Source organism: Bacillus sp. EB600, assembly GCF_024494385.1.
Classification (GTDB): Bacteria; Bacillota; Bacilli; order Bacillales; family Cytobacillaceae; genus JAEVLT01.
Map to the genome: position 1 here is coordinate 1 of NZ_JAEVLT010000056.1, position 21,915 is coordinate 21,915.

General features: G+C 38.7%; 25 protein-coding genes and 3 pseudogenes. 8 read left to right on the forward strand and 20 right to left on the reverse strand.

From position 1 onward, the window contains the following. Positions 1–651, reverse strand: a 651-nt coding sequence (locus JN080_RS26655; RefSeq protein ID WP_256238986.1) for an STAS domain-containing protein, incomplete at its 3' end; no start/stop codon positions are given. Positions 652–1,092: 441 nt separating this feature from the next. On the opposite strand from JN080_RS26655, the gene JN080_RS26660 reads away from it, so the two are divergent. Continuing rightward, positions 1,093–1,359 (forward strand): hypothetical protein, encoded by a 267-nt coding sequence (locus JN080_RS26660; protein WP_256238987.1) that lies wholly within the window; start codon positions 1,093–1,095, stop codon positions 1,357–1,359. Between the two features lie 197 nt (positions 1,360–1,556). Here the strand turns inward: JN080_RS26660 and JN080_RS26665 are convergent, their stop codons facing one another. From JN080_RS26665 to JN080_RS26680, 4 genes and pseudogenes are all read right to left on the reverse strand, one after another. Beyond that, positions 1,557–1,712, reverse strand: coding sequence for a hypothetical protein (locus JN080_RS26665; protein ID WP_256238988.1), 156 nt, complete (start codon positions 1,710–1,712; stop codon positions 1,557–1,559). A 71-nt stretch (positions 1,713–1,783) separates the two neighbouring features. Further along, positions 1,784–2,068: pseudogene (locus JN080_RS26670) on the reverse strand (CNNM domain-containing protein); the annotation flags it as partial. A 136-nt stretch (positions 2,069–2,204) separates the two neighbouring features. Then, positions 2,205–3,710, reverse strand: coding sequence for a mechanosensitive ion channel (locus JN080_RS26675; protein ID WP_256238989.1), 1,506 nt, complete (start codon positions 3,708–3,710; stop codon positions 2,205–2,207). A gap of 60 nt (positions 3,711–3,770) precedes the next feature. Further along, on the reverse strand, positions 3,771–4,142 hold the full coding sequence (locus JN080_RS26680) for a hypothetical protein (RefSeq protein WP_256238990.1): 372 nt from the start codon (positions 4,140–4,142) through the stop codon (positions 3,771–3,773). A gap of 167 nt (positions 4,143–4,309) precedes the next feature. Between JN080_RS26680 and JN080_RS26685 the strand changes: the two genes are divergently transcribed. Continuing rightward, positions 4,310–4,480: a CsbD family protein gene (locus tag JN080_RS26685; RefSeq protein WP_256238991.1), complete on the forward strand. Its 171-nt coding sequence runs from the start codon at positions 4,310–4,312 to the stop codon at positions 4,478–4,480. Positions 4,481–4,815: 335 nt separating this feature from the next. Here the strand turns inward: JN080_RS26685 and JN080_RS26690 are convergent, their stop codons facing one another. Beyond that, entirely contained in the window at positions 4,816–5,637 is an 822-nt protein-coding gene (locus JN080_RS26690) for an STAS domain-containing protein (RefSeq protein WP_256238992.1), read from the reverse strand. Positions 5,638–6,273: 636 nt separating this feature from the next. Between JN080_RS26690 and JN080_RS26695 the strand changes: the two genes are divergently transcribed. Then, the gene (locus JN080_RS26695; protein WP_256238993.1) at positions 6,274–7,443 is read left to right on the forward strand and encodes a YsnF/AvaK domain-containing protein; all 1,170 of its coding nucleotides are present in this window, start codon (positions 6,274–6,276) and stop codon (positions 7,441–7,443) included. Positions 7,444–7,678: 235 nt separating this feature from the next. Here JN080_RS26695 and odhB read toward each other — a convergent pair whose 3' ends face one another. From odhB to JN080_RS26720, 5 genes are all read right to left on the reverse strand, one after another. Further along, positions 7,679–8,926, reverse strand: coding sequence for a 2-oxoglutarate dehydrogenase complex dihydrolipoyllysine-residue succinyltransferase (odhB, locus tag JN080_RS26700; RefSeq protein WP_256238994.1), 1,248 nt, complete (start codon positions 8,924–8,926; stop codon positions 7,679–7,681). Then, on the reverse strand, positions 8,919–11,771 hold the full coding sequence (locus JN080_RS26705; RefSeq protein WP_256238995.1) for a 2-oxoglutarate dehydrogenase E1 component: 2,853 nt from the start codon (positions 11,769–11,771) through the stop codon (positions 8,919–8,921). The genes odhB and JN080_RS26705 overlap by 8 nt, the downstream gene beginning before the upstream one ends. A gap of 334 nt (positions 11,772–12,105) precedes the next feature. Continuing rightward, on the reverse strand, positions 12,106–13,647 hold the full coding sequence (locus JN080_RS26710; protein WP_256238996.1) for a malate:quinone oxidoreductase: 1,542 nt from the start codon (positions 13,645–13,647) through the stop codon (positions 12,106–12,108). Between the two features lie 9 nt (positions 13,648–13,656). Further along, positions 13,657–13,791, reverse strand: coding sequence for a hypothetical protein (locus tag JN080_RS26715; RefSeq protein WP_256238997.1), 135 nt, complete (start codon positions 13,789–13,791; stop codon positions 13,657–13,659). A gap of 467 nt (positions 13,792–14,258) precedes the next feature. Then, positions 14,259–14,414, reverse strand: coding sequence for a DUF1540 domain-containing protein (locus JN080_RS26720; protein ID WP_256238998.1), 156 nt, complete (start codon positions 14,412–14,414; stop codon positions 14,259–14,261). Between the two features lie 225 nt (positions 14,415–14,639). On the opposite strand from JN080_RS26720, the gene JN080_RS26725 reads away from it, so the two are divergent. The 3 genes and pseudogenes from JN080_RS26725 to JN080_RS30195 all read left to right on the forward strand — a co-directional run bounded on the left by JN080_RS26725 (position 14,640) and on the right by JN080_RS30195 (position 16,583). Then, positions 14,640–15,143: a general stress protein gene (locus tag JN080_RS26725; RefSeq protein ID WP_256238999.1), complete on the forward strand. Its 504-nt coding sequence runs from the start codon at positions 14,640–14,642 to the stop codon at positions 15,141–15,143. A 384-nt stretch (positions 15,144–15,527) separates the two neighbouring features. Further along, positions 15,528–16,457 (forward strand): annotated as a pseudogene (locus JN080_RS30065) (catalase); the annotation flags it as partial. Next, entirely contained in the window at positions 16,437–16,583 is a 147-nt protein-coding gene (locus JN080_RS30195; protein WP_256239001.1) for a hypothetical protein, read from the forward strand. The pseudogene JN080_RS30065 and the gene JN080_RS30195, both read left to right, overlap by 21 nt. 230 nt (positions 16,584–16,813) lie before the next feature. Here JN080_RS30195 and JN080_RS26745 read toward each other — a convergent pair whose 3' ends face one another. Both JN080_RS26745 and JN080_RS26750 read right to left on the reverse strand, forming a co-directional pair. Further along, positions 16,814–16,996, reverse strand: a complete 183-nt coding sequence (locus JN080_RS26745; RefSeq protein ID WP_256239002.1) for a hypothetical protein — start codon at positions 16,994–16,996, stop codon at positions 16,814–16,816. An 88-nt stretch (positions 16,997–17,084) separates the two neighbouring features. Then, positions 17,085–17,402, reverse strand: coding sequence for a YflT domain-containing protein (locus tag JN080_RS26750; RefSeq protein ID WP_256239003.1), 318 nt, complete (start codon positions 17,400–17,402; stop codon positions 17,085–17,087). A 273-nt stretch (positions 17,403–17,675) separates the two neighbouring features. On the opposite strand from JN080_RS26750, the gene JN080_RS26755 reads away from it, so the two are divergent. Then, positions 17,676–18,017: a hypothetical protein gene (locus JN080_RS26755; protein ID WP_256239004.1), complete on the forward strand. Its 342-nt coding sequence runs from the start codon at positions 17,676–17,678 to the stop codon at positions 18,015–18,017. Positions 18,018–18,054: 37 nt separating this feature from the next. On the opposite strand, the gene JN080_RS26760 is transcribed toward JN080_RS26755, so the two are convergent. Beyond that, positions 18,055–18,321: a TraR/DksA family transcriptional regulator gene (locus JN080_RS26760; protein WP_256239005.1), complete on the reverse strand. Its 267-nt coding sequence runs from the start codon at positions 18,319–18,321 to the stop codon at positions 18,055–18,057. A 126-nt stretch (positions 18,322–18,447) separates the two neighbouring features. Here JN080_RS26760 and JN080_RS26765 point away from each other — a divergent pair, with 126 nt between their 5' ends. After that, complete coding sequence (locus JN080_RS26765) at positions 18,448–18,705, forward strand: GlsB/YeaQ/YmgE family stress response membrane protein (protein ID WP_256239006.1); 258 nt, start codon at positions 18,448–18,450, stop codon at positions 18,703–18,705. 303 nt (positions 18,706–19,008) lie between these two features. Here the strand turns inward: JN080_RS26765 and JN080_RS26770 are convergent. The 6 genes and pseudogenes from JN080_RS26770 to JN080_RS26790 form a co-directional block, all read right to left on the reverse strand. Next, positions 19,009–19,565, reverse strand: a pseudogene (locus tag JN080_RS26770) (PP2C family serine/threonine-protein phosphatase). Next, positions 19,558–20,343, reverse strand: a complete 786-nt coding sequence (gene sigB, locus JN080_RS26775) for an RNA polymerase sigma factor SigB (RefSeq protein ID WP_256239009.1) — start codon at positions 20,341–20,343, stop codon at positions 19,558–19,560. The pseudogene JN080_RS26770 and the gene sigB overlap by 8 nt, the downstream one beginning before the upstream one ends. After that, complete coding sequence (gene rsbW, locus JN080_RS26780) at positions 20,309–20,794, reverse strand: anti-sigma B factor RsbW (RefSeq protein WP_256239007.1); 486 nt, start codon at positions 20,792–20,794, stop codon at positions 20,309–20,311. The genes sigB and rsbW overlap by 35 nt, the downstream gene beginning before the upstream one ends. Positions 20,795–20,810: 16 nt before the next feature. Then, the gene (locus JN080_RS26785; RefSeq protein ID WP_256239008.1) at positions 20,811–21,125 is read right to left on the reverse strand and encodes an anti-sigma factor antagonist; all 315 of its coding nucleotides are present in this window, start codon (positions 21,123–21,125) and stop codon (positions 20,811–20,813) included. Positions 21,126–21,246: 121 nt separating this feature from the next. Beyond that, a complete protein-coding gene (locus JN080_RS30070) occupies positions 21,247–21,450 on the reverse strand; it encodes a phosphatase RsbU N-terminal domain-containing protein (RefSeq protein ID WP_375141785.1) in 204 nt (67 codons plus the stop codon). A 3-nt stretch (positions 21,451–21,453) separates the two neighbouring features. After that, positions 21,454–21,846: an anti-sigma regulatory factor gene (locus tag JN080_RS26790; RefSeq protein ID WP_256239011.1), complete on the reverse strand. Its 393-nt coding sequence runs from the start codon at positions 21,844–21,846 to the stop codon at positions 21,454–21,456. Positions 21,847–21,915: the final 69 nt, after the last annotated feature.

Genomic DNA, 21,915 nt, shown 5'->3' on the forward strand with positions numbered 1-21,915 from the left:
TTCTGATGCCTGAATAATATGGTGAGCCACCATTGTATCGACGACAGGAACTCCAGTAATATCAATTAATACCACTTGTGCCAGGTGTTTCGCGATACCTTGCAATAAATTTTCCATAATATACTTTGCTCTCTCTGTATCAATCGTTCCAATCAAAGGCATGACTGTAATATTATCAAAGATTGGAATAAGCGGGGCTGACAGCTCTTGAAGGGCTATTTTTTGCAGCGATACAGTCTCTTGCCAGCTTGAAGCATACCCAGTTAAGATTTCTTTATTAATCGGGGTGATCCATCTATCATAATCCCAGCCAAATTCAATTTGTTGTTTTTCTGAAGCTCTGTTTGTCATATGATAGAATAGAATTCTAGCAAATTCCCCCAAAACGTCTAAAATAAAGCCGATTGACCAACCAAGTTGGACGATTCTTTGCGAAAAATCATCAATTTTGCTCATTCCCTCTTTTTCTTGACCCATGAGGTGATGGTTTAAGATGTTAAGATATTCATGGCATATAATCTCATAAACTTGATCTGAAATAATATTGGAGACTTTTTGTTCATCAGTGCTTTTTAGTTTTTCCATCCACTCGCTTAACAGCTGTTCCCTATTCGTTTGAATAAATTCCAAAAATTCCCTTGGATTATCCATACCGATTCCCCCATTCTTGTTATTTTTTAACACTATTTTCATATTTATTATTATACGAATATTTTCTTCCTAATAAAATCTATACAATGGTCTAGACGATTAGTCCTAGATGAATAGTGAGTTTTTCTTATCACGCAAAATAAGCCTGCACAATATTGTGCAATCTCCTTTTTGTTAAATGTCATCACTTAAGCAAACAGTTTAGTCGTTATTCCGTTGACAGCTGCGGGATTTTTCGCCCATTTCTTTATTTCCTTGATTGAGCTCCATCGCGTTTTCTGTCTGATTCTCCCCCCTCTGTTCTCTGTTGTTTATTTAATTGCCCGATTCACCAAACAACGAATGTAAAAGGTGTTTTATACAGAAAGGAACAGGGTATGAAAAAATAGAAGCACCTAAAATGGAATCAATGATATTCCAAGTCTAAAAGGAGGAATTGAAATGAAACGAGCTTTACCCCTTTCATCTATGATCATGGCGGGAATAGGGGCTGCAGCAATGTGGTTTTCTTCTAAACCCAACAGAATAAAAGCTGGAAGTATCTTTAGAAAATGGAAACATAAAATCAAACCTTCCCCTTTTCATAAAAGTAAAAACCTTCCTATCAAAAAAGGCGGCATTCCTAATCCCCATGATTTAGAAGATAATAATATGGTCAGCGAAGGGGCCTTGTATTCCGTAAAATTTTATAACGAAAAAATGCAGTAATAACCTGTTGGGGCAGTTTGCCCCTACTATTTTTTCTTAAATTCCTGTTCTGTGAGGTGAAAAAATGACCTTGTTTTTTTACTTATCTACTTTGTTATCGTTGGTCATCGAAATTCACGTGATCTTATTCAGGTTAACCGGCCTAAAATTAAAGATTTCCAGATTCCAAGTAATTTCAATGATGACTGGAACGGGCTTCACCACCGAGAGTCTGAACTCATATTAGGCCACCCGATTCGAAGGAAGCTGGCTGCTTTCCTCATCTTGTTTGGAGCCTTCTCTTTGGCTGTTCGTATTTCTTCTATTAGTAATCTTTTATCAAATGAAATCAGCACAAAAGATAGTTTAGTCATTGCCGAGATTCTCCTGCTTGCTGTGGGGTTTTAAAGATCGCCAAGTTCAAAGGCTGTTGACCAGGTTATTCATCCAGGTTCAGGGCAGTAAACAATGGGTAGAATAATTTTTCGACCGTCGGCTCCCCCAGCCCCAGAAGGATTAGTGAGGTAACCGTGATTCCCAGTTGACAGGTTGAGAGATACTCATCAAGATGGGTCACTACCTTTTTAGATGAAACAGCCCCCCTTTTCCCTTCTATTATCCAGTTATTTATTTTTGCTACCCTTCCTTTTACAATTGCAAATTCTAAGGCGACGAAAAATCCTGTGAGAATGATTAATAGGGCAATGATTAGTAAGTTTAGTAATAACAAGTGATCGAGTACCTCCTTTTTTTGAAAAAATAGCAATCCGTCAGAATCCGGATTGCTATCTTTGCTTATTTCATCATAAACTTTTATTCCAGCGTCCAGCGCCTACTGGACGGGTGCATACGCTTTTCTACTTTTTCTATATTTTTTGATTTGTGTCTACTTTATGGTCCAGCTTCCGTAAATATTTTGCGGCAAAATCCTTTCCTCCCAGGCCAAATGACAGACCAAAAGCTAACGCCAATCCGCCTAATATGAGAATAAAAGCGGCATTTACGATCGATTTGGCTACCCCCATCTCATCTAATGCCATAAAAACGGAGATCGAGAATATAGTATATTTTGCAATAGAAGCGAGTGTCCGTGTGTAGCTCTTCTGTAAAACATTTTGTAAAGTGCGTTCGACTAAATGGCCTAAATATAAGCCGATACCTAAGATTACCAGTGCTGCAAACAGCAATGGCAGGTAAGCGATCACGCCGGCTGCAAGTGTGACTAGGAACCTTAATTTGACTATTTGTAAGGCTTCAGCAGTAAATAATAAAACAACCACAATTTTTGCAAGCAGCCCAACCAGCTGCGAAAGAGAGTACTTTGATTGCTCAGGATGTAAGGAACCCATTCCCATATGGTGAAGTAAACTATCAAATCTTAAACGCCATAGCATTTGCGTAACGATTTTCTCTATCCATTTTCCAAGCCAGATTCCTACTAAAATTAAACAGACTGCTACGATTATATTAGGAATGAGTGATACCACATTATGAAGCATGGCTATTGCCGGATCGGAAATCCCTTTTAAATCTAATTTTTCTAACGCTGTAATGATAGTTGGAATGAGGATGAGGATGAACACAATATTTCCAATAATGTTGGAAAGACCTGCTTCTCTTGGTGTCTTTTCTAAGCCGATGCGCTGACTAAGCTTCTCCATTCCAATACTATTTAAAAAGTTGGTTAAAACATCTCTTACCAATTTAGCAACCAGCCATCCAATAAAAACGATCAGCGCTGCGGTAAATACCTTAGGGATAAAGGCAAGGAAGGTAGAAAGGATTTGCGCGAATGGTTCAGAAATTCCCTCCAGCTGCAATGCGCCGAACACACCAGGTAAAAATAGTAAGAAAACAGCATAGAAGAGTGCTTTAGCAATCCTGTCCACTTTCTTTACAGCATCGACCTTACTATCTGACATCTTCCATTTGACTAAATAGCGTTCTAAATGAAACTTGGCTGCTCCCTTTTGAACCAGCATACGGATGAATGACGCTACAGCCCAGGCGAGCAATAAAATCAACGCCGCTTTTAACACGTTAGGAATAGCAGAAGTAATGCTTGATAACATTTTAACCAGCGGTGTTGCAATAAAGCTTAAGCTAAGAATATTAAAAAAGATAATCCAAACAAATACCATTAGAATATAGTAAACAACTTTTCCAATGATCCACTCTGATGATGACTTTCTTTTTCCAACGTTTGAAAAAAGCCGATCATCAAAGCTCGTTTTCTCTAAAGCTGCTTCCACACCTTTACCAATGCCTTTAGCAATCAGCCACCCAATCAATAATACCAGCAGGGCAAGTATCAAATTTGGCAGCTGTTGCAAGTATGAATACCATCCTGTCGTCAAATTGTTAAAAGTCATGTTTCCAACTCCTTTACTACTAACTTTTGAACTATGCTACTATAAAGTGACTCACACTTTTCAGCTTACTTCCACTAAATACGTTTTGAGCATCCCTTTATAATTTTCCAATGATGTGCGAATAGCCTCGAACATTCCAGCCGTCGATTGATCGTCTTTTTCCCCGGCGATGGTGATTCCCACCGTAAGTTTGCTGCAAATGTCATCGAACTTTACAACAAGTGTACTGATCAACTCCTCTACTGTTTTGTCGTTATATTGAATCGGATCTGACGTTAGATTTGCCTTCTGCAGTTCACTTCCGGTTTTAGCCGCTTTCATTTCCTTACCGAGCTTCTTTATTTCAGAAAAATCTTGGGCCATTGAGCTATTGTAAGCTTCCTTAACCTTGTCTTGAGGATCTCCTTTATTTTGTTTCACTATTTCCGTCATTGTTATCTCTCCTTTATCACAGTATTTATCTCCATATCTGTTTTTTTACCACTTTGCTTTCACTATGAAACATGTTTTTTATCGCTCGTTTTCTATGAAAAAAGAAGTTTAGAGATTTTTCTTAAGGGGAAAGCACCTAATAACAAATCACAAGGAGGCATATAATCATGAATAAAGAAAAACTAAACGGAAGTATGGATCAATTGAAAGGTGAAGCAAAGGAACAATGGGGTAAGTTAACAGATGATAACTCAAAGATCGTAGAAGGAAAAGTGGATAAAACAAAAGGTAAAATAAAGCAGGGTGTTGGAAAAGTAAAGGATAATCTATCTAAATAGTTATGTTTCGTACGGTTCAAAACTAAGATATAAGTAAGAAAAACAAGGCAAAAATCGACGAATGCACTGAAAAAGCACCTCTAAAGAAAAAAGGTATAATCCCTCGTAACCTAAGGGATTTATACCTTTTTTTTTGTGATTATAGTATCAATTACCTTATTATTCACAAACATACTTTTTTGAGAAATATTAATCATTCTCTAATTTAATAAATGAAGAAAAAAGTAAAATGCCAAAGGTGTTATTTATTAACAAAGGGTTCTTGCAGTGAACAATCAAAACAACCATCAATCATTACGCCACTATACTTGTTTAGCAATTGAATTGTGTGAATGCTAAACAAGATATTTATTTAATGTTTGCTGTAATGTTGCTTTTGTTTCTGTATAACTGTTAAGATCAATTCCTAAATGAACCATTTTTTTAACAAGTTCAGGTCGAAATCCAGTTAAGATTGATTTAGCACCCATCAACGATATGCCAATCAATACCTTTTGAAAATTGGAAATGGTAACTTCGTCCATGTCCGATATTCCAGAAAGGTCAATAATCAATGTTACAATCCTTAACCTTGAGATATCCGTCAATACTTTTTCTTCAATAATATTCATTCGATAAGAATCAAACGTACCAATCAGCGGCAAAACAGCTACAGTTGGGCTACATGGTATGATTGGAACCGATAGATGTTCAACTAAATTTCTTTGTGAAAGAATTAATTCATCTTTATACTGTGAATAGCTAATGAAAAAGGTGTTTAGAAATTCATCAATCCCATCATTAATCTTCTGTTCCAATACATAAAAATCTTCACCATAATTAACATTGGCATTGAATTCATCATAAAGTTTTATGAAATACCATAATGCACGTCTTATTGCATGTACCCATTCTAGTTTGAACGCCAAAGTTAATGAATGTCTCGCCCAAGCAACTCCTTCTTCTTTAGCAAAAGTTATGAGTTCATCTGTTGCATTTTCCACAACGTAAAGAACTAGCTTTTGAGCATTTTTCAAAAGATCAATATTTCCAGCTTTTAAAATACCCTCAATATTAGAGGCAACATTGACAGCTTCGGATAAAAGTTTATTCTGAAATTCTCCATTGTTGTTGATAATATATTCTGCAAGACTTTTTGTGTCATAAAAGGTCCCCAAAGGTTGTTCCTCCCTATGTATAAAAATGTTATTTTGATAGATACATTTCTTGTAATAAAAACTTAAAAAAACATATAGTTTTTCCAGATGAGGTTGGATCCCCTCTTTTAAAATCTTGAATGAACATACCTATCTAACACCTGTAAATTTCTACCCCACTGAAAGTCAATACCCGCTATTTTGGACAAATAAACACTTTTTTGTTAAAAAAGATTAATTATTCAGCGATATAGTAATTTAAAATATCTTTCTCTTAATATATTCTTTAAAAGAAGTAGTTTTCCTTTTTTTACTAACCTGTACCTTTCGTGCAGATAGAAAAAACAACCAATTTATAGGTGGTCCTTAGTCTGGCATACTTCATTAAAAGTAGTGCTTTTTTATCTTTAGTGAGCCTCAGAAACAGTAGTAATGTAGAGTAAAAAAGAAAAAACAACAATTTTCTTTTATATTAAGTTTAGCTCTAGAAATGTTCATATTTGACTAGTTTTCAAGTGAACTTTCATTTTTTTTAACAAATTATTATACATCATTCTATTTTCAGATGTTTAAAGTGAAGATCCCCCGGGTAGATATAAAGTAGATGTGAATGTAATTTATTTTCCACATCTAGTATATTTTAGGAGGAATGATAGAATGAGTTTGGAAAAAAGAATCGTTGGAAGCTTTAGTTCAGAGCAAGAAGTCTTGTTTGCGATTGAAGGCTTGAAACGTCAAGGGCATCGTGAAACAGATATGATGGTGGTGGCAGAAAATAGAAGTGACATTCCATTGATCACTTCTCACACTGGAGTCATGGTAGAAGCGGATCCACAAATGAGTACCTTAGCAGGTGTTATGATGGACAGCTTTGTTACCATGATGACCGCAGGAATGGGCGGAAGACCGGCAAACGCACTGTCCAACAGGCTTATTGAAAGGGGTCTGCCAGAATTTACGGCAAAACATTGTGAAGAGGAAATAAAAAAGGGGAAAATAATTTTGCTGGTTGATACGTATGGAACTTATAACAGCCCTGTTTACAAAACACAAGATGTGACAGAAAATACAAGAGCAGTCCCTCTCCGTGAAGAACGGCTTGATATTACAAAAGAACGTGTTCAAGTTGGAGAATTACAGCTCCGTAAAGAAGTAGTTGAAGAAGAGCGAACCGTTCATGTTCCACTCATGCGTGAAGAAGTATATGTAGAGCGACGTCCCGTCATAGATGGAAATTATGATGGCAGCCCGTTTACAGAGGATGAAATCATTCGTATCCCGATTACGGAAGAACGAATAGAAGTAACGAAAAGACCGGTAGTCGTTGAAGAAGTGATTGTAGGCAAGCGAAAAATTCAAGAAACAAAGCAGGTACAGGATGTCATTAGAAAAGAAGAAGCACGGATTGAGCGCTCTGTCCCTTCGGCAAAGGAATTTGGTAAGCCGGTTAACCAATTGACCGAAGTAGGACAAGAAGTAGTTAGTAAGGGCAGCCCAAATATTTTGCCTGTTAAAGAAAATTCCGATATTGCAACCATGATGCCAGAGGACAAAACCGAAGAAAACCGCGGAAAACGGACAGGCTCCGTCGCTATACAAGCAGCGAAAAACAAACAAGAGTTATCTGCCAGTAAAAAAGACGAAGCAAGCGGGACTTTAACAGATTCTCCTGTTATAAAGAAAAATGAAAGGGAAAGTTACGTACCGAATTCAACAGCTTCAGAGAAAGAAGAAGCAATCAAAAGCTACGAAAATTCTCACAAAGATGAGGAAAACAAAAATAATAAAAATCAAATAAAAAAAAGAAGAAATGATAATACTAAATAAGATTGGATAGACTATGAAGCCCTTAGATTCTATACAAAAAAAGGCTGATTTCAAAGATCAATCACTAAAATGTGATCTTTTGAAGTCAGCTTTTTTATTTAAATTATAAAACTGTAAGATTCTTACCTACATTTAAATGTGTCGGGATTTTTCTAAAAAATCACAGTAGGCCAATAACAAATATTTTGTTAACATAATTTTTACTGTGGAAGTGCCTTTATTTTATAGATTTTGATTACCCTTCTAGTAGCAAATTTTCAGGATCCTCAAGTAAATCCTTTATTTTACTTAAAAAGCTAACCGCTTCTTTTCCGTCAACAATCCGGTGATCGTAGGAAAGGGCAACATACATCATTGGGCGGTTTTCCATTCTTTCTTTATCAATCGCAATTGGTCTAAGCTGGATTTTGTGCATCCCAAGTATGCCAACCTGTGGACCATTAAGGATCGGTGTCGATAGTAACGACCCAAACACGCCCCCATTTGTGATCGTAAAGGTACCTCCTTGCAGGTCCTTTAAAGCTAATTTATTGGTTCTTGCTTTTTCAGCAAGGCTTGCTATATCCATCTCAATTTCTGCAAATGATTTTCGGTCAGCATCCCTTACAACGGGAACGACAAGACCTTCTTCGGCTGCCACTGCAACCCCAACATCATAGAACTTTTTAATAAGCAAGTTATCTCCTTGAATCTCTGCATTTAAATAAGGGAACTTCTTCAGTGAAGCTACAGTTGCTTTTGTGAAAAAAGACATAAAACCCAGACGGACATCATATTCCTCAAAAAATTGATCCTTTCTCCGTTTTCTAAGGTCCATGACAGCGGTCAAATCAATCTCATTAAAAGTAGTCAGCATGGCTGTTGTCTGTTTAACCTCAACAAGGCGTTTGGCGATCGTTTGCCGGCGCCGTGACATCTTTTCAACAATGATTGGCTTAGAATCTGCGGCAGCCGCAGGACCTTTAACCGTTTTAGGAGTTGGTTTTTGGATACTTTCATCCAGAAAGGAAGTGACATCCTGCTTTCGGATTCTCCCGAACGGATCAATGGCAGGAATGTCATTTAAATTTAGCCCTTTTTCGCGGGCGAGCTTGCGGGCAGCCGGCGATGCGATTGGCCTTTCCTCTTTTTTTTCCTCCTTTTGAATCGCTGCAACATTTTCTTGGTCAGGTGCATTCGGCTCTTGTTTTGGAGATTCCGTCACGCGTTCTTCCTGCTTATTTTCTGCCGCAGGTCCAGTGCTTTCTCCACTTTCATCAATAATGGCAATCGTATCTCCGACCTTTACTGTTTCTCCTTCAGAAAATTTCTGCTCGATGATTTTACCAGCGTAGTCAGAATTAAGTTCAATATTTACTTTATCTGTTTCTAATTCAACGATATACTCGCCTTTTTCCACATAATCGCCAACGTTCTTAAGCCACTCTGCAATCGTACCCTCCGTTATTGACTCAGCTAATTCTGGTACTTTAATTTCAGCCATGACTAACTCCTCCTTTTTCCTCCAATGTTAGTGCAGCACGAAGTATTTTCGATTGTACAAGTTTATGGATATTTGGTTCACCTTCTGCAGGACTGGAACGGCGTCTCCGGCCAATAAATTCTGCTTTGATCCCATTTGGGGCAATGGCGTTGATTCGGGGTTCAACAAAAGTCCAGGCACCCATATTTTTTGGTTCCTCCTGAACCCAGAAAATCTCTTTTACATTTGAATATTCTTTAAACCTTTCTATTAGAATGGCTTTTGGAAACGGGTAGATTTCTTCTACCCTTACTATTTGCAGCCATGAAAACTGACTTTCATCCTTTATTTGTTCGGCAAGGTCAATCGCTATTTTTCCAGAGCAGAGGACAATTCTTTTTACTTGATCATTCGGTCTCTCGACCGTAAATTGTTCGATTACCGGCTTGAATTTGCCTCCACTCAATTCAGTGACATCAGACGGAACAAGCGGATTCCTTAACAGGCTTTTTGGTGTCATGATGACAAGCGGCCTAACTACATCCTTCATCAACATGGCGGCCTGCCGCCTTAAAATATGAAAATAATTTGCCGCACTTGTCAAGTTGGCAATAGTCCAGTTTCTTTCTGCTGCTAACTGCAAAAATCGCTCTAATCTTGCACTCGAGTGCTCAGGTCCCTGGCCCTCATATCCATGTGGAAGCAGAAGGACAATCCCTGATTTTTGTCCCCATTTCGCCCTTCCTGCTGCAATAAACTGATCAAAAATAACTTGGGCGGCATTGGCAAAATCACCATATTGAGCTTCCCAGATCACTAATGTTTCCGAGGAAAAAACAGAATACCCGTATTCAAAACCGACCGCTGCTGCTTCAGTTAATGGACTGTTATAAATGGCAAATGAAGCTCTTGCATCTGATAAGCGGTGAAGGGGTGAAAAGGTTACTCCCGTTTTGCGATCATGAATAACCAAATTCCGCTGTGCATATGTTCCACGTTCTGTATCTTGCCCGGATAATCGAATTGGGATTCCATCAGCCAAAATGGTCGCAAACGCTAGCGTTTCCGCTAATGACCAATCCGCTTTTCCTTTTTCCCTGAAAGTTTCAGCCCGTTTGTTTAAGATTTTTTCCAGCTTATTAAATATTTCAAAATCCTTTGGCCAATCCAGTAACTCATTATTTATTTTCTGCAGTTTCTCTAAGGAAACCCTGGTATCAATTGCTTCCTCTTCGTGTGTATAAGGAGGCGGCTGAGGAATGTCTACTTCGGTATTTTTCGGAAGCTTGGAAACTTTCTGATAAGCAGCCTCCAAGCTTTCATGCACTTCCTTGTCCATCGCTGCAAGTTCTGTATCGTTTGTAATTCCTTCGTTTTTTAGATGATTTGAATAAATTTCTTTTACAGTCGGATGACCATGAATGATTGAATACATTTGCGGATTCGTTGTCATCGGCTCATCCATCTCATTGTGGCCAAACCTCCGGTACCCTACTAAATCAATAAGAAAATCCTTCTGAAAAACAGCACGGTATTGAGCTGCTAAATGGGATGCAGCTAAACAGGCATCCGGGTCGTCGGCATTAACATGAAGAATTGGGATTTCAAAGCCTTTTGCCAGATCACTTGCATAGCGAGTAGATCGGGAATCTTTTGATTCAGTGGTAAAACCGATCCGATTATTGGCAATAATGTGGATGGTTCCGCCTGTGCGATACCCCTTTAACCTGCTTAAATTTAGCGTTTCAGCCACGATGCCTTCGCCGGGAAAGGCGGCATCACCATGAATTAAGATCGCAAGTGCCTTTTTACTATCTTCTGCCGGATAACCCGGTCTTTGTCTGTCATCCTGTGCTGCCCGGGTAGAGCCTTCTACCACTGCTCCGACATATTCAAGGTGGCTTGGGTTATTCGCCAGTGATACTTTTACTTTTACGGTATTTTCACCATCAAGCTGACGGTTTAAACCTAGATGATATTTGACATCTCCGGTCCAGCCAAAATTGATTCCAATTGACCCCTCTGAAGGGACAAGTTCCTTGTTTGGTGCATGCTGAAATTCAGCTAAAATCATTTCGTATGGTTTTCCAAGTACATGGGCAAGAACATTTAACCTGCCCCGATGGGCCATACCGAGATTGATATATTCAGCACCGGCCTGAACGGCTTCGGAAATCATTTCATCAATAATTGGCACCATGACATCAAGCCCCTCAATTGAAAAACGCTTTTGACCAACAAACGTTTTATGAAGATACTTTTCAAAACCTTCGACCTCAAAAAGCCGTTTTAATGTTTTGATTCTTTTGTTCCTGGGAATCGAAAATAACCCATTTTCAACCTCTATTCTCTCAATCAGCCAATTTTTCTCTTCCACAACATGGACATGATCAAACTCATATGCGATGGATTTCGTATAGACTGTCTTTAAATATTCGCAGGCTTCGAGAGCCGTTTTTCCTGCCAAGGTACGATTAGAGCAAAGATATTCGGCGGGTAAGGTTATCAAATCCGCTTCACTGAGCCCGTAATGTTCTGTTTCAAGATAGCTCTGATCGGATGGTTGTTCTCTTCCCAGCGGATAAATATTGGCAGAAAGGTGCCCATAGGTACGAATATTCTCAGCAAGCTTTGCAGCTGCAATTATTTTTCGATTCGTAACGGTTGTAGGATCTGAAACTGCTGAAACGACTTTTGGAGAAGTAGAAAAATCGGATTCATTGATTTCCTCAAGAAACTCTCTCATTTCAGCTTCAACGGACATTGGATCCTTTTTATATCTTTCAAATTGATCAATTAAATAGCCAAGATTGGGACCCGAAAGATCACTTAGTAAGGCTATTTTTTCTTCATTCAACCTGTTCATTCAAACGACCACCCCTTAATCCAAAATGTATGTAATCATCTTTATTATTATTAAAATCACAGCTGTTATTTCGTATCATTTCCATGGTTCATAATTTGTTTTTAAAATTATTGTTTGCTTCTCAAGCAATGATTATAGGCTTATTCTGGAGCTTCCTAAATGCTTACCTTTAGCTTTTGCAGATTAAATTCCTTCGTTTCCTTCCATAATATAGACAAATAATCCGTATTGTTTTTCTCCCCACACAGAATAGAAAAAGGACATCCCACAATAGAATGAGAAGCCTTTTTTCAAAAGAACAGAAGAACATGTATTCTATGCTTATATCTCAAATTTATATCGCCCCTATTAATGATGCTCTTTGGCCTGCTTTCTTTACAGGTAAGTTTTGGCTTAGACCAAGCGCTCGCTCAGTTGAAGTATGAATATCGTGGATAAGCACTGGGTTTTCCATTAGTGACACGCCATAAGACGGAATCATTTCCTGTAATTTCGGTTCCCACACTTTTATATGTTGCGGGAAGCATTTTTTTATTACCTCAAGCATGGCGGAAACGGCGATAGAAGCACCAGGTGAAGCGCCAAGCAATGCAGCGATCGAGCCATCAGCGGCACTCACAACTTCCGTACCAAATTGAAGCGTTCCTTTACCGCCGGCAACAGTATCTTTAATAACTTGTACACGTTGGCCCGCTACCACGATATCCCAATCTTCGCTTTTCGCGTTTGGAATAAACTCTTGTAACTCTTTGATACGTTGTTCTTTCGATAACATAAGTTGTTGAATCAGGTATTTTGTTAATGGAATGTTTTTTGCACCTGCCGCTAACATAGTCAAGATATTATTCGGTTTTATGGAACCAAATAAATCCATATTTGAACCCGTTTTTAAAAATTTTGGTGAGAAGCCGGCAAACGGTCCAAAGAGCAATGATTTTTTGTTGTCGATAAATCTTGTGTCAAGGTGCGGAACAGACATTGGAGGAGCACCAACTGCAGCTTTGCCGTATACTTTTGCATGGTGCTGCGCTACAATCTTTGGATTGTTACATACAAGGAATAGTCCGCTTACTGGGAATCCTCCAATATGTTTACTTTCTGGAATACCCGTTTTCTGTAGTAAAGGCAAGGACCCGCCACCGCAGCCGATAAATACGAATTTTGAAGAATGGCGTTCAACCGTACCACTATAGACATTCCGCACTTTCAATTCCCACAAGCCCTCGCTAGTACGTTTAATATCATCAACCTCATGTTTGTAGTTGATATCGACGTTTTTACTCTTTAAGTGGTCAAACAACATGCGCGTTAAAGCACCAAAGTTGACATCAGTTCCAGAATCGATTTTAGTTGCCGCTATCGGTTCATTCAATGTACGGTCTTTCATAATAAGCGGAATCCATTCCATTAGTCTTCCCGGATCATCGGAAAATTCCATCCCTTGAAACAAAGAATTTTTTGAAAGTGCTTCAAAACGTTTTTTCAAAAACGTTACATTTTTTTCTCCTTGTACTAAACTCATATGAGGTATTGGCATGATAAAGTTCTTCGGATTCCCCATCAGATCTCTGTTAACAAGATAAGACCAAAACTGCCTTGAAACCTGAAACTGTTCATTAATTTTTATAGCTTTGCTAATATCTATGGATCCGTCCGGTTTTTCGACGGTGTAGTTAAGCTCGCACAGTGCTGAATGCCCCGTTCCCGCATTATTCCATTCGTTAGAGCTTTCCTCTCCTGGGTTTGCGAGCTTCTCAAACACTGTAATTTTCCAGTCTGGTTCTAATTCTTTTAGCAGTGTCCCTAAAGTCGCACTCATGATACCGGCACCAATTAAGATAACGTCTGTACTAGTTTGTTTGCTCATTTTTCCCATCCCTATCCCCTAATTATCACCGTCATCTTCGTGAAAAGCTTCAGATGTCGTTAATTCATTACAATTCCAGCAATAGCTTCTGGTTCTTTCCCATTTGGAAAGGCGTTCACCACAATAAATGCATACAGGTTCGAAAATCCCCATAAAGTCTTGCTCCTCTCAAAAAATTCAGAAAATAAGCTACAATAACCAACATTTAAATATATATTAGAAACAAACATGTTAGGATTGGCTTAGGTTATGTTCCGAAAGTTCATGATAAAATACTTACGAAAGTTTTCGTGCGTATTTCCAATTTCCCAGCACTTTGGCTCTGTTTTTGCCTCCGAATGTATATGCGCTTCACAACAAATATCATAAATTTCATCATAATGGACAAACGACATTAACCCCACCCCTTCCATAGTACTTATTAGTAGATGAATGTTAAATTTATCACCAACTTGCAACAATTCCACCATAACTACTAAACTCCACATGCCAGAGTGAGTTTGGAAAAATATGGGGTTTAGGTAATTCTAAGTCTGTTCTATTCTAAGATGTTTACAATACCATCTTTATATTAAAAACTGGACGTGCAATTGGCCGTTCAGACCAAAAAACATTTAGATTTATTCCCGTTCTTTAAAGGTTTTACAAGCAGTTTCATCGACGTTAGCAGCCTCTCTGCCATGAAGGCCAATCACAAAAATAGAGTCAGCATTACATTGGTCACCTTTTGCCCAATATTTGCAATTATCAACATTGCATCTTACTTCCAATTTCATGGAGCGACACCTCCTTTAAATCACTTTGTTTTTCAATACCCTTTTGAAGATAAGATAAACATTTTTTCAATGATATTAATGAAATATAAAAGGATCCAAGAGATTTGGAAACACAATTTCATTTATATTTGTGATTCAGAAATATTCCAGAGGAAAATAGATGTTTCATTCCTCCTCAGGGCGGGTAGTTTTAATAATGACTACTCGTCCAAAGGAGGAATTTCAATGTTTGAACATGAAAAGCACCTAGTGGGAGTTTACGATACTGAAAATGAGGCCATCCAGGCTGTCGAGGATCTAAAACGGCAGGGGTATGCTACCAAGGATATTTCGGTAATCGGGAAAAACGAAGACGAAGTAAATGGAATTAATGATGCTACTGGTACGAATACTAAAGAAGGCCTTGCTGCCGGAGCGGCAACAGGCGGTGCACTTGGCGGGCTTGTCGGCCTGCTCGCAGGCGTAGGTGCCCTTGCTATACCCGGCATCGGGCCGTTCATAGCTGCCGGACCAATTGCAGCAACCCTAACTGGGGCAGCCGTCGGCGCAGGTGCAGGCGGATTAACAGGAGCTTTAATTGGAATGGGCATTCCTGAAGTAGATGCGGACCGTTATGAAGGCTTTGTCAAAGAAGGTAAAATTCTTGTCCTTGTTGAACGCCGTAAAACCCGTGCAGGAGATGGCCATTTTTATGGAAATATCAATCAGAACTTACAGATGGAACCATGACATCAAATGATCCAACAAATACGCTGCTCACTTCCGATCATCCAGTTAACACTAGCTTGGACAACAACAGAGATTTTTAATTATTGAAATTGAAAGGGTGCTTGTCCCTACCGGGGCCGGCGCCCTTTTTCACTTGAAGGCAGCGCCGTCTTATAGAAATTCAATGTCAAAAGTAGCGTTAATTTAAATGTTATTTAGGAGTCGATCCACAATCATTGAACTAACTGCTTGTAGTGGAACATAAAGGTTCTTAAAACAGAAGATTGAATTCCAGACAAAAGAGACAGTGAATGTAATAAGAACAAAGCCGATTAATGTATCTACTTAAGCATCTCCTTGAATATGAGGAGTATTTAAGGCTGTAATCAATGCGTCTTGTCATATTTTCCTGATTTTGTACACGCTGTTAAACCCGAACCTCATAATGAAATTCCACAAGGTGCCAGTGCCCACGATACGTTCTGGGATTTCGTTGGACAAAACCCCGAAACAGCACATATGGTCATGTGGGTAATGAGTGATCGTGCTATTCCCCGCAGCTTACGGATGATGGATGGCTTTGGTGTGCATACTTTTCGCCTTATCAATGCTGATGGTAAAGCACATTTTGTAAAATTCCACTGGAAACCTCCACTTGGCATACATTCTCTAGTCTGGGATGAAGCCCAAAGGATTGCCGGTAAAAATCCTGACTTTCACCGTCAAGACTTATATGAAGCAATCGAGAAAGGCGACTACCCTGAATGGGAGTTAGGTTTACAGCTAATTCCTGAAGAAGATGAATTTAAATTTGATTTTGATATTTTAGATCCTACAAAATTAAAAATGCGCTTAGCTTTGAACTTGGCAAGTGTAAATCGGACATGGTGAAAAGTAATGCGGTTGCACTTTTGAATCATATAGATCGACAAATGGCACAAGAAGTTGCAGACAATATAGACGCCGAACTTCCTAAAGAAAGTCTCGAACTTAAATCTGATAAGAATTCCCCTGCACTCAGTATGGCAAATACGATCAGTAAACCTGATACAAAATCTGTGGCTATCATTTTGAATGGTGAACCCGATATCGAACAATTAACAGAATGGGTAAAAACTTTAGCCCAACAAAATCTAAATTATAGTATCGTAGCTAAAAAAGTCCGTGACTTAAATGCCGCACTAAAAGTCACAGATACCTTTGATATGGCAGATTCAAGCCTTTTTGATGCAGCATTACTGATCAGCAGTGTACCTAAAATTGAAACAATTGATTTGGAGTTCATAGAAACGACCCTTCAAACATTTCAAACCATTGGCAGTATCCATCAGTGATCGACAATCATTAACTAACAGTCGTGTACGTTTGGACGAAGCAGGTGTATATGATCTATCAAAAACTAGTATCCTAGAATTTATTGAAGGTATTGCTCAAGACCGTTTCTGGGACCGTCAACAATAATGTTTTAATAAACAAAGCCCTGAACCTACATGGGAGGTTCAGGGCTTTTTAAATGTCTGCCCGGCATGGGCGATAACTTGGTGGTGAGGTTCCACTACAGGCTTGTCAGTAGGAAATGAGGGTGTCCTCCGTAAAGTGGATTCTGAAGGAAGCCGGATGCCAAAGTCTCGAACTGACGGATAGAAATAAAATGGCCTTCCTTTCATTGAAAAGAAGGCCACTACAAAACTTTAAGAAATCTGATTCCATGCCCTGTCAATATTAAGTGGGACATAGACTCTATTCCCATATACTTGTTGATGAATAATTGGATTTTCAAATTGTTCTTCCAAGTAGTGATTCGGTTTTTTCCTATGTCTCGCAATAGTCTTTGCTCCTAATAAATCCCCTAAGCTTTGTGTTGAAAATTTCATTTCTCTTGCTCCTTTCGTATTTTATTACCATTATCTATCAAACCTGATGAATCGTGATAATATTGAAAGAAAGAATCATTTATAACATTTACGATGCTACAACGACTATGCGGCCTTGATCCAATTCTTCTTCAAGGTGTTCGGCTTCCTGATTAGATAATCCTAAGGATTCTAGTTTTGAGCGAAGTTCTTCCCCGCGAGTCCTAAATACATTTGTGAACGTATCCATGAAACCTTGTTCTTGTACTCCGATATCATTTGCACCCAGTGCATCTGTTAAATCCTCAGAACGGTCTTCGTCATGAGCCAATATATAAACATCCTCTTTTGAGACTCCTTGATTTAAAAATTGATCAATCACCTTTTTTGCTTCAACACCATTTTCTACTACTTTTACTTGTTTCATGTTAAAACCCTCCTAAATGATAGAATAGTAATCTGGGTAAGCTTATATGTTATTTGCCTTTCTAGTTGTTATATAACCCCTTTGCAAAAAACAAAAACCTGTTTTTTGTTTTTTATTAATTTTCGTTTCAAAAATAATCAAAAGGGACTAGATTATACTTGTTCGATCCTAAATAATATAAAAAAAGAAGTTAAGGATTGACCAACAAAGGGTATAACTGGAAGTAAGAACTTTTCATTAAAAATTGATTATATTCTTAGGAAGGTGATCTAATTGAAAAAATTTGAGTGTAAAGCCTGCGGAGATACCATATTTTATTCTTCCGATCGGGATGAATTCAATTGCAGATGCGGTGAAAAGTTTACTGCACCTTGCGATACTAAAAGTGAGCGAGAGGATGGTTTCATTGATTCAGTTCGACAACTTTATGCTGAAGCAATTGTAAAGATCAGCTTGTTAACAAGAGAAATAGATATATGTTTGGACAAACGAAACGAAGAAAGGTTCAATAAGGTATCTTCTGAATTAAACCTTTATAAACAAATCATAAAAACATGCTCAGAAAACCCTGAATTTCTTTGGGACAAAAATAAGCTTAAAGTTTCATCTTTTTAAGAATAAAACCCCCTTGGCGGCTGCCAAGGGGGTTTTATCAGTAGGATGAATTTCCATGTTCGTATTGAAGTTCATCAACGGTCTGGATCCGTTTATCGCCTCGCTGGTCACCCCGTGGTGTGGAAAATGACTGATCCCAATCAGGAATGGGAGCTCGAGCTTTTGTTTCTATCGTTCGTTTTGCATATGGAAGAACTTCAAGCCTTTCATAGGGGATGTCCTCTATAGTGTCGACATAAATACCATAGGTTCCTTCGCCAATCCGTTCCAATGCCTCATTTACCCCTTCTATGTGTTTACCCATTTTTGCCCATTTTCCTATGTACTAAAACGCATAAAAAAACTGATAATAAAGGTTTATAAAATAACTTTTCGGGTACTTAATTACTACAGATTCATTATTTAAAATATGAAAGGGGAGCAACATCTTATGGCATTTATTTGGTCACTAATTGTTGGGGGTATCATTGGCTGGTTAGCAGGGCTGATCTTGGGAAGTGATGTACCAGGAGGGGTTATTGGTAATATCATTGCTGGATTTGTGGGTGCTTGGCTGGGTTCTTTAATTTTAGGAAACTGGGGTCCAGTGATTGGAGACTTCTACTTTATCCCCGCATTAATTGGGGCCATTGTTCTCGTCCTTATCGTAAGCTTTATTGTAAAAGGGGTACAGCGTGGGGCCCATTAATGAACCGGTAAAAGAGGCTGTGTCAGCCTCTTTTTTGCTATCAGCATTAATATTGCTGTGCTTTGAGAATGGTTTAGTTCAAACGGCTAGCTGACTTATGCAGGGAGCCCTTACTTCGACGTTCACCCTAGGACAGTTTTCAATTATTATCTAACTTTTGACTGGATATCGACATTCTCCGGAAGTGATATCAACGTGTTTCCGAATTTTATCTACCGCTTTCCTCCACAATATCAACCTCTTTTGGTTCGATATTTCGCTTGTCGGGAAAAAACGTATCCATCTGCAGCTGGATACGTTTCATTAAAATAATTGGCCGACAATATAGGTGAGGTCATCTTGCCGAGATACCGTATACAGTTTTAAATGACTGAGATCTCTTCGATGGAGCGAAAGTTACTTAATAATTGCCTGATTGCAGGAATCGTAAGCCCATCTGTATAAATAATAAATTTAGAATCTTCTTCATATGAAAAAGTATCGCTGCGGTACTTTTGCGGTTTCCCGGATAAATAAACCGGCCGGAAGGACAATACAGCCCAAAGCGGATGTTTCCGACAGCACAATAAGTAAATTCCTTTTGAAAAAAATTTACTTTTAAAATCGAACCCCTTAAGGACTTTATTACAATCTTCTATTAATACCTCTACATCTTCATAATGGCCGTGTTCAACCACTTCACGGATAGCATGTGATGAAGCATAAGCATCAGGCCCGCTTAGTAAGCCGTCTGCAACCACACAAATAAAATATTCATCTGTTGCTTTTATAAAAAAACTATCACCGTTACACAAATTGCCTTTTTTCTGAATTTGATAGGCTAATGCCTTAATATACTTATTTGATTCAACTTCAAGCATTTGTTACCTCTGAATGTTCAAGTGCACTTTGCAATTTATTGATTGCTCTTCTTTGTAGTCGGGATACATGCATTTGTGAAATTCCCAAAAGCTCACCTGTTTCTTTTTGGCTTTTATTTTCAAAAAACGTATAACGGATGATGTCTTTTTCTTTTTTATTCAACAGTGGCAGTAAACTTTCAAGCAACATCCTTTGATCGACCTGTTTGAACCCACTATCCGGGGACCCCATCACGTCTAATGGTGTCACCGTGCTGCCATCTGAATCTGCTTCAATCGACTGATCAACAGACAGGGTCCGATAGCTTTTTCCCATTTCCATTGCTTCTAATACTTCTTCTTCTGACACCCCCAAATATTCAGCAATTTCTTTTATCTTCGGTGACCTTTGCATTTGATTCGTCAGTTCATCAACGACAGTCTTTATTCTTGGATAGAGCTCTTTGATCCGTCTAGGCACATGTACATCCCAAGTTTTATCCCTTAGGAAACGCTTAATTTCTCCAATAATGGTAGGAATTAAAAACGATTCAAAGGAATTTCCCATGTCCGCATCATATCTTCTGATGGCCCCTAAAAGCCCGAGCATTCCGACCTGCATTAAATCTTCATGAAAGCTTCCGCCTTTTGAATATTTTCTAACCACACTCGCAACAAGGGCTGTGTAATGTTCGACTAAAGTCGTTTTCGCATGGCTGCTCTCCGTCCATTGAAACTCTAAAATAAGCTCATTGATTTCTTCCTTAGTTCTTTTCGTAATCAGAGATGGTTGATGTATCATGATATACACGCTCCCCGCTTACAAACTTGGTCATGAAGACCGTTACACCGGAGTGATTTAAGACCCGGACTTCATCCATGAGCGTTTCCATCAAGTAGAGACCCAACCCTCCCTCTGAAAGTTGGTCAATCGGACTTGAACCCGTGTACGGGCCCAACTGGTCCTTGATCTGTTCAAAGTTGAAACTCTTTCCATCATCCGCAATCATCATTTCTAATTTATCTGCATAAATCCCGAACCCAACGATCATTTCGCCGCCTTCTTCTCTATTGTAGGCATGTTGAACGGCATTTGTACAAGCTTCGCTAATTGCAATTTTTAAATCTTCAATTTCCTCATAGCCAAATCCCATTCTGCTTGCAATTCCTGATAACGTCAGTCTGATTACCCCAACATATTCAGGTTTCGCTGGCATTTTTACTTCAATATAATCAACTGATTTTCCCATGGTCCCCCTCACCTTTCTAGTTAGAAGAAATCGTAATGACGTTGCTTAACCCCGTAATGTCAAAAAGTCGTACCAATCGCTCTGACAAGTCGACAAGCTTTAACGTTCCTTCATTTATCGTTATTTGTTTGAATAATGCAATAAATACACCCAGTCCCGTACTATCAATATACGATACATCCTTTAGACTGATAATTAGAGATTGATTCTGCTCTTCAGCAAGGGGCAATAGTTCCTCTCTTAGCTTTGGAGCAGTATAGGCATCTATTTCTCCTGCAACCTGAACATATGTATTTTCATGGTTGTGATATTTATCTAATTTAAAATTCATAGATGATCACCTCACGAAATTTATCTATCTATAAGCTGATTTCCCTCTTTACCAGACGGTTAAACCTCTTTTTAAAATAATCAGCGTAAAATTATCTCTCATCTCAAAATTCTGTATTTTTTCAAGAAAACAAGTAGATCTTCGTTACCATTTCCTGGGCAAGAGCTTCCGGTACAATTTTTTCAGGGGATACTGGGTGTTCAATTGATTTTCTACTGAACCGTTGGCTTTGATACAAAGCAGTTTCAGATGATCTTACAGATAGCTGCGAAGTAATTCCCGATAACTTGATTCTAAAATTGCTTGATAATCCATGCTTTTTCATCTCCTAACGAAGCCATTTCACCACCTGGATGGTTGTTCCTTTCCCTTGCACAGAAGTAATATCAAATCCATCCATTAAGCGTCTAACCCCAGGTAATCCTGCCCCCAGACCGCCTGATGTGGAGTATCCGTCCTCCAATACTTTTCTAATATCTGGAATTCCAGGGCCTTCATCCTCCGCGATCACTTTTAATCCGGATTTCCCCATTTGCTTGATCCGAATCTCGCCCTTTCCTGCATATAAATAAATATTACGAGCCATTTCAGAAATCGCCGTCGTGATTCTTGCTTGGTCAACTGGACCAAATCCAAGTTCCTTGGCCATGTTTCTACCTAGTTGCCTCGCTGCAACGATATCCCATTCTGATCTTATTTTCACATAGGATTCGTTCTCCATCATTTACTCCCCCAACTCCAGCTGTAGTAATTCTAACCCTTTTTCTAAATCCAATGCTGTTCGGACTTT